Source organism: Sphingomonas sp. CFBP 8765 (assembly GCF_014841445.1).
Classification (GTDB): domain Bacteria; phylum Pseudomonadota; class Alphaproteobacteria; order Sphingomonadales; family Sphingomonadaceae; genus Sphingomonas; species Sphingomonas aerolata.
Genome location: NZ_JACYTY010000002.1, coordinates 1 through 21,008, shown reverse-complemented (window position 1 = coordinate 21,008; position 21,008 = coordinate 1). Strand labels below are relative to the sequence as shown.

The 21,008-nt window shown below is 68.1% G+C and carries 19 protein-coding genes; 10 read left to right on the top strand and 9 right to left on the bottom strand.

The features are described from left to right. Positions 1–80 precede the first annotated feature (80 nt). The 3 genes from ppc to IFT87_RS04570 all read right to left on the bottom strand — a co-directional run bounded on the left by ppc (position 81) and on the right by IFT87_RS04570 (position 3,861). On the bottom strand, positions 81–2,774 hold the full coding sequence (gene ppc, locus IFT87_RS04580; RefSeq protein WP_192007756.1) for a phosphoenolpyruvate carboxylase: 2,694 nt from the start codon (positions 2,772–2,774) through the stop codon (positions 81–83). Positions 2,775–2,879: 105 nt separating this feature from the next. Then, positions 2,880–3,257 (bottom strand): EF-hand domain-containing protein, encoded by a 378-nt coding sequence (locus tag IFT87_RS04575; RefSeq protein WP_056409745.1) that lies wholly within the window; start codon positions 3,255–3,257, stop codon positions 2,880–2,882. Positions 3,258–3,294: 37 nt separating this feature from the next. Next, a complete protein-coding gene (locus tag IFT87_RS04570) occupies positions 3,295–3,861 on the bottom strand; it encodes an HNH endonuclease (RefSeq protein WP_031440448.1) in 567 nt (188 codons plus the stop codon). 89 nt (positions 3,862–3,950) lie between these two features. Here IFT87_RS04570 and gluQRS point away from each other — a divergent pair, with 89 nt between their 5' ends. After that, positions 3,951–4,814, top strand: coding sequence for a tRNA glutamyl-Q(34) synthetase GluQRS (gene gluQRS / locus IFT87_RS04565; protein WP_342211129.1), 864 nt, complete (start codon positions 3,951–3,953; stop codon positions 4,812–4,814). Positions 4,815–5,083: 269 nt separating this feature from the next. On the opposite strand, the gene IFT87_RS04560 is transcribed toward gluQRS, so the two are convergent. After that, positions 5,084–6,559, bottom strand: a complete 1,476-nt coding sequence (locus tag IFT87_RS04560) for a S41 family peptidase (RefSeq protein WP_244180484.1) — start codon at positions 6,557–6,559, stop codon at positions 5,084–5,086. A 137-nt stretch (positions 6,560–6,696) separates the two neighbouring features. Here IFT87_RS04560 and IFT87_RS04555 point away from each other — a divergent pair, with 137 nt between their 5' ends. From IFT87_RS04555 to egtD, 4 genes are all read left to right on the top strand, one after another. Then, complete coding sequence (locus IFT87_RS04555) at positions 6,697–6,924, top strand: twin transmembrane helix small protein (RefSeq protein WP_031395690.1); 228 nt, start codon at positions 6,697–6,699, stop codon at positions 6,922–6,924. Positions 6,925–6,943: 19 nt separating this feature from the next. Then, positions 6,944–7,510: a cob(I)yrinic acid a,c-diamide adenosyltransferase gene (locus tag IFT87_RS04550; RefSeq protein ID WP_031395689.1), complete on the top strand. Its 567-nt coding sequence runs from the start codon at positions 6,944–6,946 to the stop codon at positions 7,508–7,510. 67 nt (positions 7,511–7,577) lie between these two features. Then, positions 7,578–8,855 carry an ergothioneine biosynthesis protein EgtB gene (egtB, locus tag IFT87_RS04545; protein WP_192007754.1) on the top strand — a complete coding sequence of 426 codons (1,278 nt, stop codon included), beginning with the start codon at positions 7,578–7,580 and terminating at the stop codon, positions 8,853–8,855. Beyond that, positions 8,855–9,832 (top strand): L-histidine N(alpha)-methyltransferase, encoded by a 978-nt coding sequence (gene egtD / locus IFT87_RS04540; RefSeq protein ID WP_192007753.1) that lies wholly within the window; start codon positions 8,855–8,857, stop codon positions 9,830–9,832. The genes egtB and egtD overlap by 1 nt, the downstream gene beginning before the upstream one ends. A 124-nt stretch (positions 9,833–9,956) precedes the next feature. Here egtD and ppa read toward each other — a convergent pair whose 3' ends face one another. The 3 genes from ppa to IFT87_RS04525 form a co-directional block, all read right to left on the bottom strand. Next, a complete protein-coding gene (gene ppa, locus IFT87_RS04535) occupies positions 9,957–10,535 on the bottom strand; it encodes an inorganic diphosphatase (protein ID WP_031393175.1) in 579 nt (192 codons plus the stop codon). A gap of 77 nt (positions 10,536–10,612) precedes the next feature. Continuing rightward, positions 10,613–12,526 (bottom strand): M61 family metallopeptidase, encoded by a 1,914-nt coding sequence (locus IFT87_RS04530; RefSeq protein WP_107931320.1) that lies wholly within the window; start codon positions 12,524–12,526, stop codon positions 10,613–10,615. 224 nt (positions 12,527–12,750) lie between these two features. Continuing rightward, positions 12,751–13,401: a DUF1345 domain-containing protein gene (locus IFT87_RS04525; RefSeq protein WP_192007752.1), complete on the bottom strand. Its 651-nt coding sequence runs from the start codon at positions 13,399–13,401 to the stop codon at positions 12,751–12,753. 49 nt (positions 13,402–13,450) lie between these two features. Between IFT87_RS04525 and hisS the strand changes: the two genes are divergently transcribed. The 4 genes from hisS to IFT87_RS04505 all read left to right on the top strand — a co-directional run bounded on the left by hisS (position 13,451) and on the right by IFT87_RS04505 (position 18,322). Then, positions 13,451–14,695 (top strand): histidine--tRNA ligase, encoded by a 1,245-nt coding sequence (hisS, locus tag IFT87_RS04520; RefSeq protein WP_107045049.1) that lies wholly within the window; start codon positions 13,451–13,453, stop codon positions 14,693–14,695. A 106-nt stretch (positions 14,696–14,801) separates the two neighbouring features. Next, the gene (gene prfA / locus IFT87_RS04515; RefSeq protein WP_037531654.1) at positions 14,802–15,875 is read left to right on the top strand and encodes a peptide chain release factor 1; all 1,074 of its coding nucleotides are present in this window, start codon (positions 14,802–14,804) and stop codon (positions 15,873–15,875) included. Between the two features lie 117 nt (positions 15,876–15,992). Further along, a complete protein-coding gene (gene prmC / locus IFT87_RS04510; RefSeq protein ID WP_192007751.1) occupies positions 15,993–16,844 on the top strand; it encodes a peptide chain release factor N(5)-glutamine methyltransferase in 852 nt (283 codons plus the stop codon). 260 nt (positions 16,845–17,104) lie between these two features. Continuing rightward, complete coding sequence (locus IFT87_RS04505; protein ID WP_192007750.1) at positions 17,105–18,322, top strand: DUF4167 domain-containing protein; 1,218 nt, start codon at positions 17,105–17,107, stop codon at positions 18,320–18,322. A 101-nt stretch (positions 18,323–18,423) separates the two neighbouring features. Here the strand turns inward: IFT87_RS04505 and IFT87_RS04500 are convergent, their stop codons facing one another. Then, the gene (locus tag IFT87_RS04500) at positions 18,424–18,714 is read right to left on the bottom strand and encodes a hypothetical protein (protein WP_192007749.1); all 291 of its coding nucleotides are present in this window, start codon (positions 18,712–18,714) and stop codon (positions 18,424–18,426) included. Positions 18,715–18,785: 71 nt separating this feature from the next. On the opposite strand from IFT87_RS04500, the gene IFT87_RS04495 reads away from it, so the two are divergent. Beyond that, complete coding sequence (locus IFT87_RS04495; RefSeq protein ID WP_031394021.1) at positions 18,786–19,238, top strand: CBS domain-containing protein; 453 nt, start codon at positions 18,786–18,788, stop codon at positions 19,236–19,238. A 13-nt stretch (positions 19,239–19,251) separates the two neighbouring features. Here the strand turns inward: IFT87_RS04495 and IFT87_RS04490 are convergent, their stop codons facing one another. Beyond that, the gene (locus IFT87_RS04490) at positions 19,252–20,787 is read right to left on the bottom strand and encodes a lipopolysaccharide biosynthesis protein (protein WP_192007748.1); all 1,536 of its coding nucleotides are present in this window, start codon (positions 20,785–20,787) and stop codon (positions 19,252–19,254) included. Between the last annotated feature and the right edge of the window lie 221 nt (positions 20,788–21,008).

The window sequence follows — 21,008 nt, the reverse complement described above, 5'->3', positions numbered from 1 at the left end:
GGGTTTTGGCCTCACTGGCCCTCACCCTTCCCGCGGCAAGGGCCGCGGGCCCCTTCCCTCTCCCCCAAGGGGAGAGGGAGTTAGCCTGAGTTTCTCAGGCCCGTCGCGATCGCGTTGATCGACAGGAGGATGCCTTCGCCGATGCGTGCATCCTCTTCACCGGCGCGGCGGCGCTTGATCAGTTCGATCTGAAGCAGGTTGAGCGGTTCGATATAGGGCAGGCGGAGGCGGATCGAAGCTTCGAGCGCGGGGTGTTTTTCGAGCAGGCGCGACTGGCCGGTCGCATCGAGCAGCCCGTCATGCGTCTGCTGCCAGCCGTCGCGGATCCGGCCGAAGACGGTGTCGCGCAGCGCCGGATCCTCGACCAGCCCGGCATAGCGTGCGGCGATCGCCATGTCGGACTTGGCCAGCACCATCTCGAGATTGGCGAGCGCGGAGGCGAAGAGCGGCCAGCCCTGCGCCATGTCGCGCAGCAGCGCCTTGTCCTCGAACCCGGCGAGCGCCTGGCCGACGCCGTACCAGCCGGGAAGCATGACGCGCGCCTGCGCCCAGCTGAACACCCAGGGGATCGCGCGCAGATCCTCGATCCGGTCGGACTTGGTGCGGCTGGCGGGACGGCTGCCGATCTTGAGCCCGGCGATCTCGGCGATCGGCGTCATCTGGCGGAAGAAGGTGCGAAAGCCGCGCTCGTCGCCGCCGACAGTGCCGTAGACGAGGTCGCGATAGCTGTGGAACGCGGTGTCGCTGAGCCAGTCCATCGCGGCGCAGAAGCGCGTGGTGTCGGCGTTCGACAGGCGTTCGGGTTCGAGGCTGGCGAGCAACGTGGCCGACGCGATCGCCTCCAGATTGGTCATCGCGGCGTCGCGCGTGCCGTATTTGGCGGCGATCACCTCGCCCTGTTCGGTGATGCGGATGCGGCCCTGCACGGTGCCGCCGGGTTGCGCGCGGATCGCCGCGAAGGCCGAGCCGCCGCCGCGCCCGACCGCGCCGCCGCGGCCGTGGAACAGCTGCATGCCGACGCCCGCCTGCTCGAACACGGGCCTGAGCGCGGTCGAGGCCTTGGACAATTGCCAGGTGGAGGTGAGGTAGCCGCCATCCTTGTTGCTGTCAGAATAGCCGATCATCACCTCCTGATGACCGCGCGCCTTGGCGATCGTCGCGATCTCGGGCAGCGCGAACCAGGCGGTCATGACCGCGGGTGCGGCCTCGAGATCGCCGATCGTCTCGAACAGCGGCACCGCCATGATCGCCGCGCTGGGCGTGTCGCCGGGGCGGTAGAGCCCGACCTCCTTGAGCAGCAAATTCACCTCGAGCAGGTCGCTGACCGACTGCGCCATCGAGACGATGTAGTTGGTGATGCAGGCGGGGCCATAGGCGGCATGCGCGTCGGCGGCGGCCTGGAGGATGGCGAGCTCGCCCGCGGTCTCGTCGCTATAGGCGGCAAAGCGGGTGGTGAGCGGACGCGCATTGGCAAGTTCGCGGCGGAGCAGCGCGACGCGCGCGTCCTCGTCGAGCGCGAGATAGTCCGGCTCGACGCCCGACACCTTGAGCAGTTCGGCGACGACGCGTTCATGGACCGCGCTGTTCTGGCGCAGGTCGAGCGTGGCGAGGTGGAAGCCGAACGTCTCGACCGCGCGGATCAGCCGGCCGAGCGCGCCGCCGGTCTTGAGCGCGGTGCCGAGTCCGTGCGCGAGCGTGACGAGATCGGCGCGCAGATCGGCCGGGCTGGCATAGGGCGCGCCGGTGAGGCGGCCGGGGCGCGGCGCGGCCTTGCCGGTCAGTTTCTGCTGCGTCGCGGCGAGGCGCGCATAGATCCCCGACAAGGCGCGGCGATAGGGTTCGTCGGCGCGGCTGGTGGCGTCGTCGCCGCTTGCCGCAGCGAGCGCCTCGACCGCGGGGTCGGCGACGGCGTGCTCGGTCGAGATCGAGAGCTCGGCGCCGAGCGCGTGGACCGCCTGGCAATAATAGCCGAGCACCGCCTCGCTGGCGCGGGCGAGCGCGGTCTTGAGCGAATCGGCGGTGACATAGGGATTGCCGTCGCGGTCGCCACCGATCCAGCTGCCGGGCTTGAGGAAGCTCGGCGTGCGTTCGCCGAGCGCGCGATCCCAGCGCTGGTAGAGCGCGGGCAAAGCGGGGAGGAAGACGTCGCGCAGATAGCTGAGCGCGGTATCGACCTCGTCGGTGACGTAGAGCCGGTCGCGGCGCAGCACGCGCGTCTGCCACAGCAATGCGATCTGGCGCAGGATCGCGTCGTCGACCCGGTCGCCATCGGGGGTGGTGTCGCGACCCGCATCGCGCAGCGCGAGCAGCTCGGCGATGCGGTTGCGGTGGTCGATCATGCTCTTGCGCCGCACCTCGGTCGGGTGCGCGGTGAGCACGGGGACGATCAGCGCATGGTCGAGCAGCGCGCGGACCTGCGTCCGGTCGATCCCCTCGGCTTCGAGCTGCGCGATCGCGGAGGCGAGGTCGGCGCCGTGTTCCGCCGCGATCCCCTGCCGGTCCTCGGCCAGATTGGCGAGCATCGAGAACAGCATGAAGCCGCGGACGAAATCGAGCGTCTCGTCGAGGCTGAGCTTTTCGAGGCTGAGATCGACCGCGGCGTGATCGTCGGTCCGGCCCTCGGCGAGGCCGCGGTGTCGCTCGACCGAGGCCTTGCGGATCGTCTCGGTCGCCTCGAACAGACGCGGTCCGCCATAGCTGCGGATGACGTCGCCGAGCAGCGTGCCGAGGAAACGGATGTCGGAATTGTTCGCGATTGCGGGAAGACTGGCCATGCGCCTTGCTGCGCTGCGACAGGGATCAGGTCAACCGCCGAACCCGCAATCGGCGATGAAATCCGCGCCTGAAGGCGTGCGGTCAGGACATAAAATTACTGACGATCATCGCCCCTCGCGCTTGCGGGCTTCGGCGCGCTCTTCGGAGGTGACGGTGCCGTCGTGGTTCAGGTCCATCCGGTCGAACCATCGCAACGTGCCCTCGCTCCACTCGACCTCGGTGATCACGCCGTCCTTGTTGCGGTCGAACGCCTTGATCCGCGCATTGGGGGAGGGCAGCTCGTCCTTGGTGATGCGATCATCGGCGTTGCGATCGAGCGTGCGGAAGCGGCGTTCCATGCTGGCGCCGAAATCGAGCCGCGAGGTGACCGAGGGGGGGACGAAGCCAACCGCGCCGGCATCCGCCTCTGCGCGCTGCGCGTCCTTGTCGCCGCACCCTGCGACAATCAGTCCCGCCGCGATCACACCCATCATCACCCGCATCGACCCGTCTCCCGCACAATGCTGCGCGGCCGGACGGTCACGCTTCGAGTTCAATGTCCCAGTAGAGCCAATCATGCCAGGTTTCGTGCAAATAATTCGGCGGGAAGCTGCGGCCATGTTCGTGCAGATGCCAGTTGGTCGGGCGGATCGGCTCGAGATGGAGCGGCATCGCGGCCTGGCGCGGGGTGCGCCCGCCCTTTTTGAGGTTGCACGGCGCACAGGCGGTGACGACATTTTCCCAGGTGGTGCGCCCGCCTTGCGCGCGGGGAATGACATGGTCGAAGGTGAGATCGCGCAGCTTGCCGCAATATTGGCAGGTGAACTTGTCGCGCAGGAACAGGTTGAAACGGGTGAAGGCGGGAAATTGCGACGGTTTGACGAATTGCTTGAGCGCGATCACCGATGGGAGCTTGAGCGCGAAGCTGGCGCTGCGCACCTCGCGTTCGTAATTGGCGACGATATCGACGCGATCGAGGAAGACAGCCTTCACGGCGGTCTGCCAGGGCCAGACGCTGAGCGGATAATAGGAGAGCGGCGTATAATCGGCGTTGAGCACGAGCGCCGGACATCCATCCGGGTGGCGTATCAGGTCGGGGTGAAACACGGCTCCTCCCACAAAAGTCCCGGACGCGCTTTCGCGCACCGGCATGACAGGGTCATGACAGCACGGCGCGGGACATGGGGTCAAGTCCAGTGAACAGCGCCGAATTCGTCACGACGCGGTTCGCGCCCAGTCCGACCGGGCGGTTGCACCTCGGCCATGCGTTGTCGGCGATCCGCGCGCACGATTTTGCGCGGGCGCGGGGCGGGCGGTTCCTGCTGCGGATCGAGGACATCGACATGGGCCGCAGCCGGCCCGAGCATGTCGCGGGAATCGTGGAGGATCTGCGCTGGCTGGGGCTGGACTGGGACGATCTGTCGCATCAGTCGGCGCGGCTCGCATCCTATCAGGCGGCGCTCGATGGATTGAACGCGCGCGGGCTGCTCTATCCGTGTTTCTGTACGCGCGCGGAGATCGCGGCGAGCCTGTCGGCGCCGCATGCCGGAGACGCCGCGGTCTATCCGGGGACGTGCCGGAAGCTGGCGCCCGCCGAGGTCGCGGCGCGGATGGGCGAGGCGCATTGCTGGCGGCTCGACATGGCCGCGGCGCTCAGCGTCACGGGACCGCTCGACTGGGTGGATGCGCGGGCGGGGACGGTGCGGGCCGATCCGGCGGCGCAGGGCGACGTGGTGCTCGCGCGCAAGGACGCGCCCGCCAGCTATCATCTCGCGGTGACGCTCGACGATGCGGCGCAGGGTGTCACCGACGTGGTGCGCGGCGACGACCTGTTCGCGGCGACCGACATTCACCGGCTGTTGCAGGCGCTGCTGGGGCTGCCGACGCCGCGCTACCATCACCATCCGCTGATGCTGGGGGCGGATGGCGCGCGGCTCGCCAAGCGCACCGGCGCGCCCTCGCTCGCGGCGATGCGCGAACGGGGGGAGGACGGGCTCGCGGTTGCCGCGGGGGTGCGGGCGATGCTGGCGGGGGATGCGCCCTATTCGCCGTCATCCTGACGGAAGTCAGGATCCAGGGTTACGACGTGCGGCGTGTTTGGCTCTGGATCCTGACTTTCGTCAGGATGACGGGTGGGGGTGGTGGGGCGCTGGCGATGCCCCTCGTCATCCTGACGAAAGTCAGGATCCAGGGTTACCGGGGGGCGGCGTGTTTGGCTCTGGGCCCTGACTTTCGTCAGGGTGACGGGGTGGGTGGGTGAGCGCGGAGGACGGGGTCAGCGGGATTGACGGGGTGGGTGGGGTGACCCGGCCCCGTCGCGCCGGACGGATCAATAGAGGCCGGGGACTTCGCGTTGCGGGGTGGTGGGGTGGTCGGGGATCAGCAGCGCGCGCGTGGGGAGGTCGGTCGTCGGCGTGGGCGTGCTGGTGCGGGCGGACGCGGTGGCTGCGGTTGCGGTGACGGGCAGGCAGCTGCGGCCGGCGAGGAAGTCGATCGCCTGCCGCGTCGAGGCTTCGCGCGGGTCGCCGAGCGGATAGCGGATGTCGTCCTCGGCGCGGCAGCTTGCCTCGACCGTGCCGGCGAGCCCGTCATAATAGGCGCCCTGGCGTGCGGCGTTCTGCGTCGAGAGTGCGACCACGCGCAGACGGTCGTCGCAGGCAGCGCGGTCGAGCCCGATCTGGCCGACGGGCTTGCCATAGGTGTTCGTGCCGATCAGCCCGGCAGCGCTGTGCAGATACGGGATCATCGCGTTGATGACGAGTTCGCTCGCCGAGGCGGTCCCGCCCGTGCCGATGAACGCGACGCGCGTCGGCGCGATCGATTCGGGCTGCGGCGCGAAGAAGCGCGTCGTGTTGTTGGCGGATTTTTCGGTGCGGAAGGTCGTGTAGCTCGAGACTTCGGAGGTCGCGCGGTTGCGACCGAGCAGGTCGGTCATCAGCTCCGCGATCGAGATCAGCCCGCCGCCATTATAGCGCAGGTCGATGACGATATCGGTGACGTTCTGCGCGCGGAAGCTGGCGAAGGCGGCGCGCAGCGCGGGGTCGGCGGTCGAGATGAAGGTCCGGAGGTTGATATAGCCATAGTTGCGGCCGCCATCGGCGATGACCTTCGCGCCGTAGCGGCTGGAGACCGGGAGCAGCGCGAAATCGGTCTTGGTCAGCGTGATGTCGCGCGTCCCCTGCGCGTCGCGGATCTGCAGCACGCGGCTGGTGCCGACCGTGTCCGGGCCGAGCGCGGTCGAGACGCCCGCGCTGCCCTCTGCGGCAAAGATCGCGCTGACGGTCCGCAGCGTGTTGGCGTTGGTCCCGATCGCGACGATTTCCGCACCGCGATCGACCTGCGCCGCCAGCGCGGCGCCGCCTTCGAAGGATTCGATGACATAGGCGCGCCGCCCGCTGCCATCGATGCCGAGACGGAAGCCGAAGCCGGCATTGGACCCCGCCTCATAATAGGCGTCCTCCTCCTTGATCGACGTCAGATAGGTGAAATAGCGGTCGCGGCGCTGGCCGCGCGCGGTCGCGGTGAGCGCATCGATATAGGCGTCGACGGTCGTATAGGGCGTCGGGTCGAGGCTGGCGGGCAGCGTCTCGGGGAACAGATACCATTCGCGCAGCTGCGCCGCGGCCCAGTCCTGCCGCTCACGCAGGCTGCACCCGGCGACGGTCGTCGGGGTGGTCGTGCCGGTGGTCGGGGTGGACACCCCGGGCGTCCCGCCGGTCGATCCCGACACCGCGCCGGAGTCTCCGCCGCACGCACTCAACATAGCCAGCATCGCCAGGCTGGCGCCGATCCGTCCGTTACGCATACTCATTCCCCCATTTGTCACGATGCTAGCCGGGAAGATCGGGGCTGTCAGCGTAGAATTCCGCCCGTTTCGAGGCTTGTCCGACGACCGGCGGAACGGCCATTGCGGGGCGGCGCGCGCATGCCTAGATTGTCGTCATGAACACCTTCCTCGTCATCCTCCTGATCGCGGCGATGATCGCGACGCTCGTTGCTCTGGTGCGCGGGGTGGTGACGTTCCTGCAGGACCAGTCGGCGCAGGTGAAGGACGGGGGGCCGAGCGCCGCGTCGCTGAAATCGAACCGGATGATGCAGCAGCGCATCTTCTTTCAGGCGATCGCGATCCTGATCGTCGTGCTGATCCTGTTTGCCGCGGGCCGGACCTGAGCCCGAAGGGCCTAACGTTATGGTAAAGCTGAACAAGATCTACACGCGGACCGGCGACGCGGGGACCACGGGGCTGGTCGACGGATCGCGCGTGTCCAAGGCGTGCCCGCGGATGCAGGCGATCGGTGATGTCGACGAGGCGAACAGCGCGATCGGCGTGGCCGCGGTGGCGCTGGGCGATCATCCGCTTGGCCGAGCGCTCGAGCGGATCCAGAACGACCTGTTCGATCTCGGCGCGGACATCGCGACGCCGGGCGAGGATTTCGCGCCGTCCGAAATGACGCTGCGGATCATCGGTTCGCAGGTCGAGCGGCTCGAAGGCGAGATCGACGCGATGACCGCGCAGATGGCGCCGCTGACCAGCTTCATCCTGCCGGGTGGATCGCCGGGTGCCGCGGCGCTGCATCTGGCGCGCGCAATCACGCGCCGCGCCGAGCGCGCGGTGGTCGCGGTCGACGACCCGATCAATCCGCTGGCATTAGCGTATGTTAACCGCTTGTCGGATTTCCTGTTCGTCGCCGCGCGTGCGGTGAACCAAAACGGGGCGAGCGACGTTCTTTGGCGACCGGGGGCAACGCGCGGATAGCGCTCCGTATCGCTGCATCCTTTTATAAGGGGTCATGCCGCGTGCATCGCCCGCACGAGGACAGTCGATGCCGAACCCCGTCCCCACCCATAATCCTGCGACCCTGCCTGATACAGACGCGCTCGGTGCGCGGTTCGCCGCCGTGCGCGACCTGTCGATCGCGCTGGCCGCGCCGCTGTCGGATGCGGATGCGACGGTGCAGTCGATGCCCGACGCGTCGCCGACCAAATGGCATCTCGCGCATACCAGCTGGTTCTTCGAGACGTTCGTGCTGCGCGATCATGTCGCGGGCTACCGGCTGCACGACGAACGCTTCCCGTTCCTGTTCAACAGCTATTACGAGGCCGAAGGCCGGCGGCATGCGCGCGACCGGCGCGGGATGATCACGCGGCCGACGCTCGACGAGGTCCGCGCGTACCGCGTGCATGTCGATGCGGCGCTGATCGCGGCGCTGCCCGACCTGCCCGAGGCGGCGCGCGAGCTGGTGGCGCTGGGCTGCCATCACGAGGAGCAGCACCAGGAATTGCTGGTGACCGACATCCTCCATTTGTTTTCGGAAAATCCGCTCGAGCCCGCGGTCTGGGCTGCGCCGCGCAAGGTGCCGGTCGAGATGCCGGGCGCGATCGGCTGGATCGAACGCGACGCCGGGATCGCGCGGATGGGGCATGACGGCGACGGCTTCGCGTTCGATTGCGAGACGCCGCGGCACGACACGCTGCTCGCGCGCCACGCGATCGCCGACCGGACGGTGACCAATGGCGAATGGGCGGCGTTCATTGCCGATGGCGGCTATAGCGAGCCGCGCCACTGGCTCGCCGATGGCTGGGCCTGGGTGAAGGCGGAGGGCATCGTCGCGCCGATGTACTGGGAAGAGCGCGACGGGGGCTGGACGCGGTTCGGGCTCGACGGGCGGCGCGCGATCGATCCGGCGGCGCCGGTGACGCATGTCAGCTTCTACGAGGCGGACGCCTATGCCAGCTGGGCGGGCGTCCGGCTGCCGACCGAGGCCGAATGGGAGGCCGTTGCGGCGGACTATGCCGGCGATGGCGGCAATCAGATGGATGCGGCGGGCCCGGTCGAGCCGCGGCCGGCGCGCGCGGGCGACCCGGCCTTTTTCGGCGACGTCTGGGAATGGACGGGGAGCGCCTATCGGCCCTATCCCGGCTTCCGCGCGGTCGAGGGGGCGGTCGGCGAGTATAATGGCAAGTTCATGAGCGGTCAGTTCGTGCTGCGCGGCGGGAGCTGCGCGACGCCGCGCGGCCATGCGCGGGCGAGCTACCGCAATTTCTTCTACCCGCACCAGCGCTGGCAGTTCACCGGCGTCCGGCTCGCCAAGGATATCTGATGTTGAAGCGTGAAATCGAAGACGGCGAGCAGAGTCTGGCCGATCCTGCGTTCCGGGCGGACGTGCTCGCCGGGCTGGAACGGCGGCCGCGCGCGATTCCGGCGCGCTGGTTCTACGACCGGCGCGGGTCGGAGCTGTTCGAGGCGATCACCGACCTGCCCGAATATTATCCGACGCGGACCGAGCGCTCGATCCTCGAGACCGCCTGCCCCGAGGTCGCCGAGATTGCCGGCGCGGGACGTGCGGTGGTCGAATTCGGGTCGGGGTCGTCGACCAAGACGCCGATCCTGCTGAGCGCGGTGGCGCCGTCGGTTTATGTGCCGATCGATATCTCGGGCGATTTCCTGCGCGAATCGTCGCGCGTGCTTGCGGCGCAATTCCCCGAGCTGCTGGTCCTGCCGTTCGAGGCGGATTTCATGCGGCCGCTCGCATTGCCGAAGACGATCGCGGACACGCCCAAGCTCGGTTTCTTTCCGGGGTCGACGATCGGCAACATGATCCCGCTGATGGCGGTCGACCTGTTGAAGGCGATGCGCGCGTCGCTCGGGATCGGCGCGATGCTGCTGATCGGGATGGACCGGATCAAGGATCCAGCGGTGCTGGTCCCCGCCTATGACGATGCGCAGGGCGTGACCGCGGCGTTCAACATGAACCTGCTCGAGCGGATCAACCGCGAGCTCGACGCCGACGTGCCGGTTGAGGCGTTCCGGCACATGGCGGTGTGGAACGACGACCGCGCGCGGATCGAGATGCATCTCGAGGCGCAGCGCGATGCCGCGTTCACGATCGAGGGGCGGCCGTTCGATATCGCCGCGGGCGAGACGATCCACACCGAGAACAGCCACAAATACGGGTCGCGTGATGCGCGAATCCTGTTGCGGTCAGGCGGGTGGACGCCGATCCGCGAATGGACCGATCCGGCAGGGTTGTTCTCGCTGTACCTGGCGGAAGCGCAGGCGGAGCGGCCGGCGCCGTAAGGGCGGGGCAGGTGCTTCGACTTCGCTCAGCACGAACGGGGGGCGTAGTTCGCGGCCCCGTTCGCCCTGAGCGCAATCGAAAGGCGCGCCGTGTGCGCGCCGCTTCGACTTCGGTCGCTTGTGATCAGCGGCCTGCGGCGTCGTCCGCGTTCATGGGCTCGTCGCCCTGCTTCTTGGCCTCTTCGTAGCGCTCGATCGCCTCGATCGTGATGCGCTTGGCTTCCTCGGCATCGCCCCACTTGCCGACGCGGACCCACTTCTTCTTCTCGAGGTCCTTATAGTGGGTGAAGAAATGCTCGATCTGCTCGAACACGATCTCGGGCACGTCGGCACGGCCGCCGACGTTCGAATAATAGGGGAACACGTCGTTGACGGGGACGCAGACGAGCTTCTCGTCGCCGCCGGCCTCGTCCTCGAGGTTGAGCACCGCGATCGGGCGCGCGCGGACGACGCAGCCGGGGATGAACGGCGAGCGCGCGATCACGAGCGCGTCGAGCGGGTCGCCATCGGGGCTGAGCGTGTGCGGCACGAAGCCGTAATTGGCGGGGTAGCGCATCGGCGTGTGCAGGATGCGGTCGACGAACAGCGCGCCCGAGGCCTTGTCGAACTCGTACTTCACGGGCTCGCCGCCGGTCGGCACTTCGATGATGACGTTCAGATCTTCGGGCGGATTCTTGCCCGTCGGGATGAGGTCGATACGCATGGCGGTCCTTTCAGAAATGGCGGTGCCGGCCGCTTCCCCGTGGGGAGGCGGCCGGCACCGGAAAAATATCAGAACTGTCAGCGCGGCATCAGCAACTTGTCCAGTCCGCCGTCACCTGTACCGACCTTCTCGAGCCGCGGATAGCGCGGGCCGTCATGGTAATCGAGCGAGACGTCGCGGAATCGCTCGTTGTTTTTTACAGTCAGACGGATCGGCAGCTTTGTGCCCTGGGCCGCGAGAATTGCCGCTTTCATGCGGTCCGACGAGTAGGACTCGCCGTTGACCGCCTCGATTTCGGTGCCGACGTCGATCCCGGCGCGGAACGCGGGGCTGTCCCAGATCGAGGCAGTCACGACGCCGTCCTTGTTCATCACCAAGCCCAGCGAATAGCTGACATCGGTGCCGCGGCTCTTCTCCGCCTGCTTCAGATACGGGCTCTGCACGGGGCCATAGACCAGCTTGTAGCCGTTCATCGCAAAGCCGTTGATCGGCGCGGGCTTGCCCGTCTCGGTCAGCCGCGTGTTGAGGAAGCCCGCCCAGTCATAGGGCAGGATGCCGTTCAGCGTCTTGGCGACGTCGTCGAACGTGTAGGTGACCTCGCCATAATCGCCGTTGCGGATGCCGAAAAAGGCTCGCGCGAAATCGTCGATCGACTTGGTGCCGCCCGACTTCTGGCGGAGCATCGCGTCGACCTCCATCCAGACCATCAGCCCTTCGTTGTAATAATCCTCCGAGCGCTGCCAGCTGGTCCAGCCCTTAGGACGGCGCGACGAGATGACCGGATCGTTGGTGGTGTCGATCAGCGGGCGCCACTGGCGACCCTGCGCGGTGTCGTAGGTGCCCAGAATCGAGGCATAGCCGTCGAGCGTGTCCTGCTTGCTGACCAGACCCGAGCGCGCCTGGAGCACATAGCCCCAGAACTGCGTCTGGCCCTCATAGACCCAGAGCAGCGAGTTGCGCATCGGCGTGCGGAAATCGGGCGTCCACAGGTCGGCGCCGCGGCGGAACTTGCCGTCCCAGCTGTGCGTGAATTCGTGCGGCAGCAGGTTGCGGGCCGACGCGCCCGTCTCCCATTCGGTGAAATAGCCGGGGCGGACGCCGTTTTCCGAGCTGCGATGATGTTCGAGGCCAATCCCGCCGAGCTGATCGGTGATCGAGAGCAGGAACTCGTAATGATCATAATGCTCGGCGCCGAAGGTGCGCGCGGCCTGATCGACGAGACGCTTGTGTGCATCGATCTGTTCGGGCTTGGCGGCGAGCTGGTCGGGGGTGTCGGCGAAGACGTTGAGGTCGACCTTCGGGCTCAAAGGCCAGACCTTGCCGTACTTGCCCGCGAGGATCGGCGAATCGACGAGGATCTCGTAATTGGTCCGGTCATAGGCATAGGTCGCGCCCGACACCTTGGCGGGGACCGCACCCGCGGCGGTCCAGCCGGTCGGATAGGTGACGGTCATCTTCACCGGGATCTGACGCGTATAATAGCCGGCGGGATAGAGGCTGACCGAGTTCGGCTGGAGGCTGATCATCGTCGGCGTCATGACGACACGGCCCTGGTCCGCCTTGGTCGCGGAGATGAACTGGAAGGTCGCGTCGAGCTGTTTGGTGCCCGCGGGGACGTCGATGTGGAAGGCGTAGACGTCGACCGGATCGCGCGTCCAGGGAAGGATCCGGCCGTTCGCGCGGATCACCAGCCCGGCGAGCTTCTCGATCTCGCCGCGTGGCGCATGGTTGCCGGGCAGCCATTTCGGGAAGAGCAGCGCCATCTTGCCCGATTTGGCGACGGGGATCGTCTCCTTGACGCGGAAGATGCCGCGCTCGGTATCGGTCGCGTCGATGTCGAGCAGGATCGTGCCGGGATAGGGCGTGTCCTGCGCGGCGGGGATCGTGTCGACGAACGGCACCGGCTGTGGTGCGGTGTTGCCGGCGGGGACTTGCGCGACCGCGGGAAGTGCAGACGCGAGCAGGGATGCGACGAGAAGCTTGCGGATCAAGGAAAAGGCCTTCCGGCAGAGAGACGATGGTCAAGGTGTAAGCGGCAGAAAGGGCAGTCGTCCAGCCCTTTGCCGGGGTGTATAGTTTCGCGTCGCAGGCGTTTGGTGCGTCGCGCTTTGCCACATGCGCCGTCATCCTGACGAACGTCAGGATCCAGGGTTACGGGCGGTGGTGTTTATGGCTCTGGATCCTGACTTTCGTCAGGATGACGGAAGGGGCAGGGTCAGCTGCTGCCGAGCACGTTGATGGTGAAGGCGAGCACGCCGATGTTGAAGACGAACGCGGCCATGCACTGGCCCAATGCGACCTTGCGCACGCGCCGCGACGTGATCTCGACGTCGGAGGTCTGGAAGGTCATGCCGAGCGTGAAGGCGAAATAGGCGAAGTCCCAGTAATCGGGCTCGGCGCAGGAGGGGAAGTCCAGCCCGCCCGCGTCGCTGCCATCCGCGGCGTCGCTGTAGAACAGATGCGCGTAATGCAGCGTGTAGACCATGTTCGAGAACAGCCAGGCGAGCACCAGGGTCGTGACCGAGATCAGGACCGCGACGAGATCGGTCTTGCCCTGCAATTCCTTCGCCACCGCGACGAGCACGACGATCAGGATCGTCCCGCTGAACGCGAGCAGCACCGTGCGGTTGGCGTCGTTCTCGTCCGCATAGCGCCGCATCCGCTCCGCGGTGGCGTTGCCGAACAAGGTCGCGACGGTGGCGAGGAACAGGACCGCGGCGATATCGAACGCCGCCATCGTGCCGCGGCCCAGCCCCAGTCGGGGGATCAGCGCGACGAGGCCGATCGCGAAGACGCATGCAAACAGCACGAAGCGCGGCGGGGCGATGCGCCGGCCGAGCCCCCAATAGCGGACGTCGTTGCTCATGTGACGGCGCTAGCGCTTCGCGGGCACGTCGCCTAGATACGCGCGCATCATGGCCAGAACAGAAACCCCGCGTCGCATCCGCGGCACTCAGGACATCTTCGGCGACGAGCAGCGCCGTTTCGCGCATGTTCTCAGCACCTTCGAACGCGTGCGTGCGCTGTATTGCTTTCAGCGGATCGACATCCCGGTGTTCGAATCCACCGCGGTGTTCGCGCGCTCGCTCGGCGAGACGACCGATGTCGTGTCGAAGGAGATGTACACATTCGAGGATCGCGGCGGGGATTCGCTGACGCTGCGGCCCGAATTCACCGCCGGGATCGCGCGTGCCTATCTGACCGAGGGCTGGCAGCAGTTCGCGCCGCTCAAGATCACGACGAGCGGCCCGGTGTTCCGCTATGAACGCCCGCAAAAGGGGCGGTTCCGGCAGTTCCACCAGATCGACGCCGAGGTGATCGGCGCGGCCGAGCCCGCGGCGGACGTCGAACTGCTGGTGCTGGCGGACCAGCTGCTGCGCGAGCTCGGCATTGCGGACGGGGTGACGCTGCAGCTGAACACTTTGGGCGATGCCGAGACGCGTGAAGCCTGGCGCGCGGCGCTGGTCGCGCATTTCGAGGCGCATCGCGGTGAGCTGTCCGAGGACAGCCTGACGCGGCTCGAGAAGAACCCGATGCGGATCCTCGATTCGAAGGATCCGAAGGACCGGCCGATCGCGGACAGCGCCCCCGATATCGACGCGTATCTGACGCCCGAGGCGCGCGCGTTCTTCGATGCGGTGACCGCCGGGCTCGATGCCGCGGGCGTCGCGTGGGAGCGCAATGCGCGGCTGGTGCGCGGGCTCGATTATTACCGCCACACCGCGTTCGAGTTCGTGACCGACCGGTTGGGGTCGCAGGGGACGGTGCTGGCCGGTGGGCGCTATGACGGGTTGATCGGGTCGCTCGGCGGGCCCGAGACGGCGGGTGTCGGCTGGGCCGCGGGGGTCGAGCGGCTGGCGATGTTGCTCGACGAGCCGGCGGCGGCCGGGATCGACGCGGTGGTCGTGCCGATGGGTGCCGCGGCCGAAGCGCGCGCGACCGGCATCGTCGCGGACCTGCGGCGTGCGGGCGTCGCGGTCGAGATGGCGTACAAGGGCAAGATGAAGGCGCGGATGGCGAAGGCGGATGCGCTCGGCGCGCGGTTTGCGATCATCCTTGGCGATGACGAACTCGCCAAGGGCGTGGGCGCGGTGAAAGCGCTCGCGACCGGCACGCAGACCGAGGTCGCGTTCGCCGATCTGGCGGAGGCGCTGCGTTGAGCCTCCCCGTCATCCCGGCGCAGGCCGGGATCCAGCGCCATGAAGGCTGCGCCCGGTCACCCTGGATCCCAGCGTTCGCTGGGATGACGCAAGAGGGAGCGTCCGCATGACCCAGATCTCCCCGGACCGGATCCGCGCGATCGAGGCGCGGCGGGACGAGTTGCAGGCGCTGATGTCGACCGGCGACCTGCCGTCCGACCGCTTCGTCGCGGTGTCGAAGGAATATGCCGAGCTCGAACCCGTCGCGCAGGCGGCGACCGAAGTGCGGCGGCTGCGGCAGGAGGCCGAAAGCCTCGCCTTCATGGCCGAGGATGCCGATGACGAGTTGCGCGCGATGGCGTCGGAGGAGCTGCACGAGAACCGCACGCTGCTCGAGACCGCGGACCGCAAGCTCGCGCTCGCGTTGCTGCCGCGCGATTCCGCGGACGAGCGCTCGGCGATGCTCGAGGTGCGCGCCGGCACTGGCGGCGACGAGGCGGCGCTGTTCGCGGGCGACCTGTTCCGCATGTACCAGCGTTATGCCGAATCGCAGGGCTGGCGGGTCGAACTGATCTCGGGATCGTCGTCCGACGCGGGCGGATTCAAGGAAGTCGTCGCCAGCGTGACGGGGCAGGGCGTGTTCGCGAAACTGAAGTTCGAGAGCGGCGTCCACCGCGTCCAGCGCGTGCCCGCGACCGAGGCGGGCGGCCGGATCCACACCTCGGCGGCGACCGTCGCGGTGCTGCCCGAGGCGGAGGAGGTCGACGTCAAGATCGACGACAAGGACCTGCGCATCGACGTCTATCGCTCGTCGGGGCCGGGCGGCCAGTCGGTCAACACGACCGACTCTGCTGTGCGGATCGTCCATATCCCGACCGGGCTGACGGTGATCCAGCAGGACGAGAAGTCGCAGCACAAGAACAAGGCGAAGGCTTTGCGCGTGCTGCGGACGCGGCTGTACGAGGCGGAGCGCGACCGGTTGCATGCCGAGCGTGCGGGTGCGCGCAAGTCGATGGTCGGGTCGGGGGATCGATCGGAGCGGATCCGGACGTATAATTTTCCGCAAGGCCGCGTGACCGATCACCGCATCAACCTGACGCTGCACCGGCTGCCGGAAATCGTCGCGGGCGATATGGGCGAGCTGATCGGCGCGCTGGTGTCGCAGGACGAGGCGGACCGGCTGGCGCAGCTGGATGGCTGAGCCTGGCTGCTCCCCCCCATCCCGCGTGCGGGAGGGGGCCGGGGGGTGGGCGCGCGGCGTGTTCCAGGAAGGCGCCGCGTTCCGGTCTTTCGACACATCGCCGACAGTGCGACCGCGGTGAGCGCGAGCCCACCCCCCAACCCCCTCCCGCAAGCGGGCGGGGGGGTACGTCAGGCCCTCGCCACGGCGGCCACGCGCTTCGCCTTCTCCGCCACCCCCCGCCTCGACGCTGAATTGCTGATGGCGCATGCGCTGGGCGTCGAGGGGAACGCGATCCTGCTCGATCCCGACCGCTACGCCGTCCCCGCCAGGTTCGCTGCGCTCGTCGAGCGTCGTCTCCGGCATGAGCCGATCGCCTATATCACCGGCACGCGCGGCTTCTGGTCGATCGATCTTGCGGTCGGGCCGGGGGCGCTGGTACCCCGCGCGGACAGCGAGACGCTGCTGATCGCCGCGCAGGCGCATTTTGCCGGTCGTGCGCCCGCGACGATCCTCGATCTCGGCACCGGCCCCGGCACGCTGTTGCTCGCCGCGCTCGACGAATGGCCCGCGCGCGGTCTCGGCATCGACTTTTCGGCGGACGCGCTCGGCTATGCGCGCGCCAATGCGGCGGCACTCGGCATGGCGGATCGGGCGCAGTTCGTGCGTGGCAGCTGGGCGGACGCGATCGAGGGGCGGTTCGACCTGATCCTCGCCAACCCGCCCTATATCGGTACCGCCGAGACGCTGCCGCCCGAGGTCCGCGATCACGAACCGCATGCGGCGCTGTTCGCAGGCGCGGACGGGCTCGACGATTACCGGATCCTCGCGGCGCAGCTCCCCGCGCTGATCGCGCCCGGCGGCGCGGCGGTGATCGAGATCGGCGCGACGCAGGCGGCGCCGGTCTCGGTGCTGCTCGAGGCGCAGGGGCTGCACGTTGCGCTACATCATGATTATGGCGGAAACCCGCGTGTCCTGCTTGCGCGATGACCGGCGCGACTTGACGATTATGGCCTGCCGCCGCATATTTCGCTTGTGGGAGGCCCTTCCGGGCCGCTATCACGTGGGCAGGGGCACGCAATCTCGACAACTTGGTCGTTTTTGAGCGTTGACCCGCATCCTTCGCCTTAAAGTCGCTGCAGTCCGGCGGCCCTGGCAAGTCCGACGCATCGTCATCGGTGCGCGGCGGGGGGTTTGCACCGCATTTCGGAGCACGACCAGATTTTGGTTCGACGACTGAGGACACAAGCTTGATCAACAACCGGCAAGCCGGCCGCCGTCGCGGTCGTGGCAACAATAATAATGGCGGCGGTGGCGGCGGTGGCGGTCAACGCCAAGGCGGCGGCGGTGGTGGTGGCCAGGGTGGCCGCGACACCGGCAACCGCATCGACAGCCGCGCGCGCGGCAACGCGAGCCAATTGTACGAGAAGTACAAGAACCTGGCGCGCGACGCGCAGATGCAGGGCGACCGCGTCAACATCGAATATTATCTGCAGTTCGCGGATCATTATTTCCGCGTGCTGAGCGAAACCCGCGCGCGCTTCGAAGAGAGCCAGCCCCAGGCGCAGCAGCAGCCGCGTCGCCAGCAGCCGTTCGATCTCGACGGCGACGACGATTATGGCGACGAGGGCGAACCGATCCGCTCGGGCGAGCAGCAGGGCAGCCAGCAGAACGGCCAGCAGCACGGGCAGCAAAACGGCCAGCAGGGATCCGGCGACCAGGCGGCGATGGCGAATGGCGGCCAGTCCAATGGCCAGTATTCGAACGCCCGCGCGCCCCGTGAGAGTCAGGGCCGTGATAGTCAGGGCCGTGATGGCCAGGGTCGCGACGACCGCTCGCAGCGGGACGATCGCCCACGCTACGACGCGAACCGCAACGAGGGCCAGCGTGGCGAGGCTCGCGGCCCGCGGATGACGCAGTCGCGCGACGAACAGCCCGGTGACGAGCAAGGCCAGCAGCGCGAGGCCCAGCCTCGCGAAAACCAGGGCCGTGACGAGTATCGCGATGCCCCGCGCCGCGACACCATCCGTCGCACGCCACGCGCCGCGCGTCCGGTCCAGGCCGAGTCCGAGCAGCAGGGCGAGCGCATGGAAGAGGTCGCCGCGCGCAGCGTAACGCCGGCCACGCCCGACGCAGCCACGTCCGACGACCGGTCGTCCGCGCCCCAGTCCATGGGCGAGCCGGTCGACGCCGCGGCCGCGAGCGCCCCGGCGCCCGCGTCGGACGGTTCGGGCGAGGAGCAGCCCCGCCGTCGTGGTCGCCCGCGTCGCGACCGCAGTCTCGACGCGCCGGTCGCCACGGACGATGCCGCACCCGCGGCGTTCGACGCAGACCGGCTGCCGCCATCGCTCGGCATCTCGGCCTCGGCACCCGCACCAGCTACCGACGCTTCGGCGGACGGCGCAGCTGCGGAAAAGCCGCGTCGCCGTCGCGTCCGCGTCGCCACCGACGAGGTCGAGGCGGGCTGACCGTCGCGCCAGACGGCAAAATCGAAAAAGGCCGGTACCGCGACGCTGCGGTATCGGCCTTTTTTCGTTTCATCCCGCGGCCGCGCGCATCGCCCGGACGGCTAGTCGATCCGAGTCACGTCCTCGTCATGGCCGCTGCCCGAACTCAGGAAGACGAGCCCCATCAACAGCCCGGCCATGATCACCGATCCGCCGACCCCACCGAGAATCGCGAGCATCGTCACGAGGTGCAGCGCCCCCTGAAGATGCGCCATCGCGACGATGACGCCCGCGGCGCAGATCGCTGCCGCCAGAATCATCCACGCTATGATCGTCCGGAACCGGCCCCAGGCGAACGCGGCATAGTGAGGATCGTCGAGTCCGGTCGGTGTCTCGGCAGAAGGATCGGTCATCGCTTTTCATTGCCGCGCAAACATGGTTTTCTCAAGCCACGCGCATGGAGACGCGACAAGGAGAGGCGGAGATGACGATCGCGACGATCCTCGAGACGAAGCGGCGGACCGGTGACGGCACGCGCGCGGACATGGTGCTGTCGTTGCACCCCGATGCGAGCGTCGCGGACGCGGTGGCGATGCTCGCGGAACAGCGGATCGGCGCGGCGCCGGTGCTCGACGACGGCCGCGTGGTCGGGATATTTTCCGAGCGCGACGTGATCCATTGCCTGCAGGCCAAGGGCGCGGGCGCGCTGACGCAGCGGATCGGCGACGTGATGACGCGCGCGGTCAAATCGGTCGCGCCGACCGAATCGGTGATCGGCGCGCTGTCGCTGATGACTCAGCGGCGGATCCGGCATCTGCCCGTGATCGACCATGATCAGCTCGTCGGCTTCGTCTCGATCGGCGATCTCGTCAAATTCCGGATCGACCGGATCGAGGCGGATGCCGCGGCGATGCGCGCCTATATCCAGTCCGCCTGACCCGCGGACCCGGTCAGGGCGTAACGGGGCGTTTGCGCAGCACTGCGACGAGCTCGCCCAGCGCCGCGCGCGCGAAGGCGAGCATCCCGCCCGCATAGACTACGCCGCCGACCGCGAGCAGCACCGCGAGTCGCCAGACCGGATCGAGCACTGGCAGGCGCTGATCGACCAGCCAGACCGCGAGCGCCATCGCGATCGCGGCCAGCGCGGGCGACGCGACCGCGCGGGCGACCGCACGTGCGGGGACGCCGATCACCGGCAGGCTCCGCCACGCACTGATCGCGAAATAGAGGGGATAGGCCGCGATCCAGGCGAGGCCGAGCCCGGTCGGCCCCCACTCAACCCCGATCAGGAACGCGGTGCCGAGGATCGCCGCGCCGGTCGCGCCGTTGCGCACGCCGATACCCGGTCGCCCGCGCGCATCGGAGGCGGGGGTCAGCAGCACCTGGAGCGTCATGAACGGCATCGCCAGCGCGAGCAGCCGGACGATCGGTGCGGTCTCGACCCATTTCTCGCCGAGCACGGTCAGCACCAGCGGCTCGGCGGTGACCGCGAGCCCGAGATAGAAGGGCATGGCGACGATCATCACCAGCCGCACGCCCTTGACGAACGCCCGTCCGATCGCGTCGGGATCCGCCTGCATCCGCGCATAGGCGGAAAAGGCGACTTCGTTGAGCGGCGGCACGAACTTGCTGACGAAGATCTGCGTGAGGAACAGGCTGGTCGTGTAGATGCCGAGCATGTGCGGCGAGAACCGGCGCCCGGCGATGAACACATCGGCCTGGCTCTGCAGGAACCAGAAGAGCTGGCTCGCCGCCATCACCCCGCCATAGCGCGCGATCCGGCCCGCGCCGCGAAAGTCGAAGCTCGGCCAGACCAGCGACCGCGCGCTCCACGTCATCATCGTACCGCGGACCGCGAACAGCACGAGCGGGGCGATGACGAGCGTCCATACTCCCAGTCCGTAGAGCGCGCCGCCGAGCGCGGTGCTCGCCGAGGCGATCGAGGCGGTGATGTTCGCCTTGGCCTGATGGCGAAAATCCATCGCGCGTGACAGCAGCGCATAGGGCAGGGCGATGAACGGCGTGGTGAGATAGAGCAGCGCCTGGACGCGCAGCATGTCGGCGACGACCGGCTGGCGGTAATAGGCCGCGGCGAGCGGCGCGAGCACCAGCTGCGCTGTGGCCAGCGTCGCGTTGAGCAGGATCAGCATGCCGAAGAGCTGGCGCACCTCGTGGCGGCTGATCGTCGCCTGCTGGATCAGCCCGCTCGCCAGGCCATAGCCGTTGAGCATCGCCATGAAGGTCAGGATCACCTGGCACATCGCGAACAGCCCGTAATCGGCGGGCGCAAGGATGCGGATCACCAGGAAGGTGGCGCTCCACTGGACGAGTTGCGCGACGATCTGGCTTCCCGACCGCCAGATCAGCGCGCTGCGGACCTGTCCGGCGAGCGGCGCCGGGGCGGCCAAGCCGTCGATCGGCCCGTCGGGCGGCCGGGCCGCCAGCGGGTCTGCCGCCGGCGGGGCGCTGGGAATCGGCGTGGTCATCGGACCGGCCCTATAATCGCCTGCGCTTCACAAGCACTTAAGAAAGCTGCGCGAGGATGCCGCGTCGCGTCCCTTGCTGGCACGCAGGGGCGTCGTCGTCGTGCCCTGCACGGCCCACACACGCTGCCTGGGGGCGTAAGTCGGTCGAAATGAAGAAAATTGCCATAAAAGTGAAATTTGCGTTTGACGGGATTGGGGAGTGGGCCTAGAGGGGTGTCACC